4 protein-coding genes are annotated in these 6,596 nt (G+C 74.6%); 2 read left to right on the plus strand and 2 right to left on the minus strand.

Annotated elements, in window-relative coordinates; translation table 11 throughout:
* Positions 1-63 precede the first annotated feature (63 nt).
* The gene (locus tag IH09_RS24210; protein ID WP_240150417.1) at positions 64-1,815 is read right to left on the minus strand and encodes a serine/threonine-protein kinase; all 1,752 of its coding nucleotides are present in this window, start codon (positions 1,813-1,815) and stop codon (positions 64-66) included.
* Between the two features lie 773 nt (positions 1,816-2,588).
* Here IH09_RS24210 and IH09_RS24215 point away from each other — a divergent pair.
* Positions 2,589-4,070, plus strand: coding sequence for a PspC domain-containing protein (locus IH09_RS24215; protein ID WP_052859583.1), 1,482 nt, complete (start codon positions 2,589-2,591; stop codon positions 4,068-4,070).
* Positions 4,067-4,273: a hypothetical protein gene (locus IH09_RS24220; RefSeq protein ID WP_052859584.1), complete on the plus strand. Its 207-nt coding sequence runs from the start codon at positions 4,067-4,069 to the stop codon at positions 4,271-4,273. The genes IH09_RS24215 and IH09_RS24220 overlap by 4 nt, the downstream gene beginning before the upstream one ends.
* Positions 4,274-4,516: 243 nt before the next feature.
* On the opposite strand, the gene IH09_RS24225 is transcribed toward IH09_RS24220, so the two are convergent.
* Complete coding sequence (locus tag IH09_RS24225) at positions 4,517-5,794, minus strand: hypothetical protein (protein WP_052859585.1); 1,278 nt, start codon at positions 5,792-5,794, stop codon at positions 4,517-4,519.
* Positions 5,795-6,596 lie beyond the last annotated feature (802 nt).

Below are 6,596 nucleotides of genomic sequence, written 5' to 3' on the forward strand. Positions count from 1 at the left end.
GCCGGTCCGCCGGCGGCACCCCGGAAACCCGCCACGGGCGCCGACGGGCTCCGACGGCACGCCTCAGCTCGTCGGCTCCGTCTTACGGAACCCGTCCTTCACCTGCGAGAAGACCTCTTCGGACCTCTTCCATGTCGCGCTCGGCGCGGACACGTAAATCGCGTACTCCTTGCCGCCCTCGCGGCCGAACCCGAGGTCGATGGCCCGGTACTCGCGGGACCTGCCCTGGAAGGTGAACTCCCAGATCGCGGCGGCGTCGCCCTGGAAGACGGTGTCCTGGAGCCGCAGCCGCTTGTAGGCCGGGTAGTTCTCCTTGAAGTCCGCCTCGACCTCCTTGAAGTGCTGCACCTGGTCCGCCGTGGCGAAGTCCAGGACGTTGATCCTCAGCTCCGCGACCTCCGCGTCGGAGCTGTAGGTGACCTGCCGGCCGCTGTCCTTGACCTCCCGCCGCCAGCCGTCGGGCACCGGGAAGGAGATGCCGAGCTCCGGCTCCTTGGCGAGGCGGTAGCCGCTGGGGAGGGGCGGCGGCGGTCCGACGCTGTTCCGCGGGCCGCCGGACGGCGACGGGGTGGCCTTGCCGCTGCCGTTGTCGCCGGTGCCTTTGCCGTTCGCCGCTCCGTTGGACACGTCGGAGCCGTCGCGATGCATCGTGTACCAGACCGCGCCCGCACCGCTTCCGGCGGCCAGCACCCCGACGACACCCCAGATCGCGACCCTGCGGCCACGGCGCTTACCGGGCGGCGGGGCCGCGGGCGGCAGGTCCGTACGGTCAGCGGTGGCGACCCCCGCGGCGTTCCCCGCCGTGACCGCCGTCGGAGCGGCCACGGCCCCGGTGGCCGCGCCCGTGCCCGTACCGGTGGCCGCCTCCCGGCCCGCGCCCGCCCCGGTGCCGGCCGCCATTCCCGTATGCGTAACGGCGTCCGGTGCGGTCCGCTGCGTGTCCGGGTGCGGTACCGGGCGGGTGGCCGTCTCGGGTGCCGTGGGCTGCTCCGGCCGCCCGCGGGCCACCGTCCCCAGGGCCAGCGTCGGCCAGCCCAGCAGCGCGGTGTCCGCCTCCGCCTCGGCCGCCCGCAGCGCCTGCTCGACGACCTCGGCCGTCGGCCGGTCCGCCGGCTCCTTGGCGAGCAGCGCCTCGATGAGCGGGGCCAGCGACCCGGCCTTGAGCGGCGGCTCCAGCGGGTCCATGGCGATCGCGTACGCCGTCTCGACCGCCGTGTTCTTCCGGAACGGGGGCCGCCCCTCGACCGCCTGATAGAGCGTCGCGCCCAGCGCCCACAGGTCCGAGGCGGGTCCCGGGGTACCGCCCTTGACCCGTTCCGGCGCCAAGTAGTCGATGGAGCCCACCAGCTCGCCGGTCTTGGTGAGCGTGGAGGTACCACTGGCGACCGCGATCCCGAAGTCGGTCAGCACCACCCGGCCGTCGTCACCGAGCAGCACATTGCCCGGTTTGACGTCGCGGTGCAGCACACCCGCGGAGTGCGCGGCCCGCAGCGCCGCGATCATGCCGCGCCCGATCCGGGCGGCCTCCCGCGGCAGCACCGAACGGTCGGCCCGCGCCGCTGCCTTGATGGCGTCGCCGAGCGTCGCGGACGGGACGTACTCCATGACGATGCACGGCAGCCCCTCGTCGTCGACGACATCGTGCACGCCCACCACATTGGGATGGTTGATGCGTGCCGCGGCCTGCGCTTCCCGGGTGGTGCGCTCATAGCGCATGGCGAGCTCGTCCGGCTGCAACTGGGGTGACACATGCAGTCGTTTGACCGCGACCTGACGGCCGAGCACCTCGTCACGGGCCCGCCAGACGGTGCCCATACCGCCCTGGCCGATCCGTGCCATCAGGCGATACCGCCCGGCGACCAGTCGCCCTTCGTCCACCGACGCCGCCTCCGCCACCGCACGCCCCTCCGGAAACCCGTACGTATTCAGGGTGTAACGATAGTCGCCGAACCCGCCGGATCGGCTCCCCACCACCGTCCGCCGTCACACCACTCCCCGGTCGGCGGCCCGGTTCGGGGCGGGCCGCCAGCAGGGCGCGGGGCGTTATGTGAACCTGCGGGGGATATGGGGGCACAGCGGGGGCGGCGGCGGCCGTGCGGAGAGGTTCGCGGAGCCCGGCGGGCGATGTGGTCCGAGGACGGGCGGGGGCGGACGGCCGGGCGTTTCGGGGGTGGATGGGTGGGCGTATCGGTGAGTTCGGTGGTTTCGGTGGGCTCGGTGGGCTCGGAGGCGAGCCTGGGGTCAGGGTCCGGCCTGGGGCGTCGGGGCCACGATGTCGTGGCCGCGGCCGGGCTGGGGCCAGGCGTCAGGGGCCCGGAGTCCGGGCGGGCCCCGGAGTCCGGGCGGGCCCCGGAGTCGGTGCGGGTCCGAGGCATCGGGACGGGCCCAGGAGTCCGGGGCGGACCCGAGCGGACCTGAGGGGACCCGAGCGGTCCCGAGGGGTCCGGGGTCGATGGCGGCGCCGCCCGCCCCTCGGCCCTTGTCCCCCACCCCTTATCCCCCGCCCCCTACCCCTCAGCCCGGATCTCAGGGATCTGCCAGGGTTTCCACGGATTCCAGGATTCCGCCGCGCTTGTCACCATGGGTCCATGAACGATGCAGCCCGCGCCGAGGACCCGGCGCCCGCCGACGCCGCCGGCCCCACCCCGCCGCAGTCACCGCTGCCGCCGCTGCGCCGCAGCCGGCGGCAGAAGGTGGTCGCGGGGGTGTGCGGCGGGCTCGGCCGGCAGTGGGACCTCGATCCGGTGATCTTCCGGATCGTGCTGGCCGTCCTCGCCGTGGGCGGCCTCGGCTTCATCGCCTACGGCTTCGCCTGGCTGATCATCCCCATGGACGGCGAGGAGGAGAACGAGGGCCGCAGGCTGCTCTCCGGCCGCGTCGAGGGCTCCGCGCTGACGGCCCTGCTCCTCGCGCTCATCGGCTGCGGCCTGTTCCTGACGACGGTCGGCAAGGGCAGCGTCATGTCCTTCGCGATCATGCTGTCGCTGACCGTGGGCGGTTCCGCCTACTGGTCGCGCCGACGCCGCCAGGCGGAGGCCGAGGGCCTGGAGACGATGGACGCCGCCACGGCCCAGGCCGTCGCCGACGCCCCACCCGAGACCAAGGCGCCCCCCGCACCGAACAGCCCCTCCTGGTGGCGCGACCCCCGCTCCAAGGAGGCGGCCGCCAACGCCTATCTGTGGGGGCCCGAGAACACCCCCCTCGACATCACCTACACGTTCGAGCACGGCGCCGGACAGCCCGACCGCCCCGGTGAGCGCGGCGCACCGCCCGGCACGGTCCGGCCTCCGCACCCCGCCGCCGCGCCGCGCAAGGTGGTGCGGGCCGGCCGCCCGATCGGCGGCCGGACGTTCCTGCTGGCCCTGCTCACCGGTACCGCCACCGCCCTCACCGTCGCCCGGTACGCCGGCCTCACGGCGTCCGTGCAGGCCGGGCTGGCCGGTGCGCTGGTCGTCCTCGGCCTGGGCCTGGTGCTCAGCGCCTGGTTCGGCCGGACGGGCGGCGGCACGGTCTTCATGGTCGCCCTGACGTCCCTGCTGCTCGCGGGCGCGACGGTGCTCCCCGACAACCTGACCACCCACTGGCAGTACCGCTCCTGGACCCCGACCAGCCTCGCCGCCGTCCAGCAGCGGTACGACATCGGCTCCGGGGAAGGCACTCTCGATCTCAGCTCGCTGGCCATCAAGGACGGCCGGACGGTCCATACCCGGGCGGAAGTGGGCGTCGGCCGTATGGCGGTGACGCTGCCGCAGGGGGTCACCGTCAAGCTGCGGACCTCCCTCGGCCTCGGCGACATCCGGATGCCCAACGAGGCGTACGACAGCGTGGAGTTCACCGTGGGCAAACAGGAGCGGACGGTCACCCTGCCGCCCGACGGCCTCGCCAAGGGCGAGAAACCGCGCGGCACCCTGGACCTCACCGTCCAGGTCGGCGTCGGCCAGATCGAGATCCAGCGCGCCACTCCGGGCTCCCCGGCCACCTCGTCCGCCCCGGCCTCACCGTCCGCCACGCCCAGCGCTCCGCCCGGTACCCCCTCGACGGCCCCGACCCCCCAGGGAGCCCCTTCATGAAGCGCCACCCCTTCGAACCGGCCCGGCTGATCGCCGGCCTCACGGCCATCGTCGTCGGCACCGGTTACGTCCTCGACGCCCTCGGCATCTGGCGCGCGCCCGGCCACTGGCTCCTGCTCGCCGTCCCCGTCGGCCTGCTGCTCTCCGGTGTCACCGCCGCCGTCTGGGCGACCATCCGCCACAACCGCCCGCAGGGCTCCTGACGTGCCCTGAGTTCCCTGACGCGTCCTGCACACGTCTCGTTACGGCGGCCCCGCCACGGCGCCCACGCCGCAACGGGGGCACGGCGGCAGCACAGGGCGATGCGAAAGCCCGTAGGGCAGACCCCGTAGCCCCTCAGGCAGGCCCCTGCCCTCGGACGGCGCCCGCGCCCAGGCGGGTCCCGGTCCCGGCCCGTTCCCCGCCCTCCCGCCTGGTGCCCGCCGTCGACGACGTCCTCACCGGCCTCACTCCTGGACGTCGATCGGGTAGGCGGCCGTCTCCACCCCCGCGGCCGTGACCACCCGCACCTCGACCCGCCCCGGCTCCACATCCACCGGTACGGGCACGGTCAGGACCCCGTCCGTCGGATTGGCGAAGCCGCCCGCCACGGGGACCAAGGGCACCGGGACATGCACCGCGCCGATGCGTACGACGGTCCTGGCGAGCCGGTCCGGTGTGCCGGCGCCCGGCGGGAGAAAGCCGGTGCCGCGGATCTCGATGTCGTCGCCGGTACGGATCGGTGCGGCGAGATCGCCCAGTTCCCGGGCGCGGACCACCGACAGGATGACCGGACGGCCGCCCTCCGCCACCTTCCCGGCCAGATAAACCGCCCCGGAGAGAGCCACCAGCACCACCAGCCCCCATGACACGGCGGGCAATTGAGTGGGCCGGACGGCCAGCCGCACCAGCGCGAAGACCACCACGACCGCGTTCACCAGCACGTACTGCGCGTCCGTGAGGCTGGCGCGCCCCGCATCGTCCGCCAGCAGGTCCACCGCCCGGGGACGTTCCGCGGGCACCTTCTGCAACCGTCCCGCCCGGATCCGGACAGCCACCACCCGGCGCGCCACCACCGCCACCCCGCTCACGGTGAACAGCACCGCCAACAACGTCTGGGCCTGGGGAAGTTCGAGGCCGACGAGCAGATGGTTGCGCGTACGCCCGCCGGACGCGGCGGCCAGTTGGACGGCCGCCATCAGCACCGCGTACAGCGCCACGGCCACCCAGAGCGCCGCGACCGCGCGCGAGGTGGACAGCCGCCGGTCCTCACCGGTCAGCGGCGCCAGCACCCCGCCGTGTTCGCGGTGCCACCAGGCCACCGCCGTCAGACCGAGCGCCGCCACGACGGCCGCGGCAAGACCCGCCGTACGCGCCACCGTCCAGCCCGCCCCGATGGCGGTCAGCGCCTGCCCCAGCAGCAGCACCGCGACCCCGGCCCACACCGCCGGCAGGGTGCGCCGCCGTACGGTCACCAGCCAGGCGGTCCGCTCGGCGGCACCCCGCTCGGCCAATGTCCGTGCGGAGAGCGTCAGTTCATCGGACACCCACTGCCGGGCGGCCCCGGCGGAGTGCGCGAGCCCGGCCGGCACCCCGCGCCCCGCGGCGAACTCCTCGCGCAGCGCGACGAACGCGGCGACCGCCCGCCGGTGCCCCTCGCGGGTGCCGTGCGGGCACCGTCCGCACAGACACGCGCCGCCCTCGCCGCCCGCCGCGCCGCCCCCCGGCTCGCCCGCCCCGGCCACCCTGCCTGCCGCATCAACCGACACGTCCGCTACCGCCCCGCCGCCACTCGTCGTCAACTTATCTTCTTTGCGGGCGAATTGTGCCTCACTCAGCGGCCTCACCCCCTAAACGGCCTGCTGGCAGGGGGTGCGGACGGCCGCGATCGGTTGACCTGGCGACCCCGCGCCGCGTGCCCGAACACGTACACCGCAACGGCAACCGCCCACCGGACCGAACCACTTCCCACATTCGGGGGAACCGTCCGCACGGCGCGGCTGACCGGCACCCCCGCGGCACAGGATCCCGGCGTGAGTGGAATACACGCATCGACACCCCCATCGACACACGCGACGACGCCCGCATCGACATCCGCATCAGCGTCCGCATCGACCCGCGCACCAATGCACGCGTCCCGTCGCGCATCACTCCGCGCACCCCTCCGGATATCCCTGCGCCCGCCACCCCGGCTGGGGTCGGCGCTCGCGGTCGCCGCGTGCCTCGCGTTCATCGCGCTGGCCGAGGTCGCCGCGCCGGGCGGAGCGGCGTCAGCGGTGGCGTACGCGGGACGGACCGGAGGCGACAACTGCGCCTTCGCCGGGCGAGGTTCACCGCCCGCACCGCCGACCGGCTTCCCCTTTCCGCACGGCTGGCACTTCCCCTGTACGAAACCGGACCCCACTCCCACCTGGCAGCCCCCACCGCCGCCGCCCGCTCCCCCGCCGCGCCCGGCCCCCACCCATGCGCCCCGGCCGACGACGCACGCCCCACCGCCACCACCCGTCCGCCCCCGCCACCCCGCACCCGCGCCCCCGCGGCCGAGCC

The organism is Streptomyces celluloflavus (genome assembly GCA_000720995.1).
GTDB lineage: Bacteria > Actinomycetota > Actinomycetes > Streptomycetales > Streptomycetaceae > Streptomyces > Streptomyces celluloflavus.

Excerpts from the sequence above, each read along its gene's own strand:
- IH09_RS24210 (WP_240150417.1), bottom strand. The coding sequence starts at position 1,815 with ATGGGCACCGTCTGGCGGGCCCGTGACGAGGTGCTCGGCCGTCAGGTC.
- IH09_RS24220 (WP_052859584.1), top strand. The coding sequence starts at position 4,067 with ATGAAGCGCCACCCCTTCGAACCGGCCCGGCTGATCGCCGGCCTCACG.
- IH09_RS24215 (WP_052859583.1), top strand. The coding sequence starts at position 2,589 with ATGAACGATGCAGCCCGCGCCGAGGACCCGGCGCCCGCCGACGCCGCC.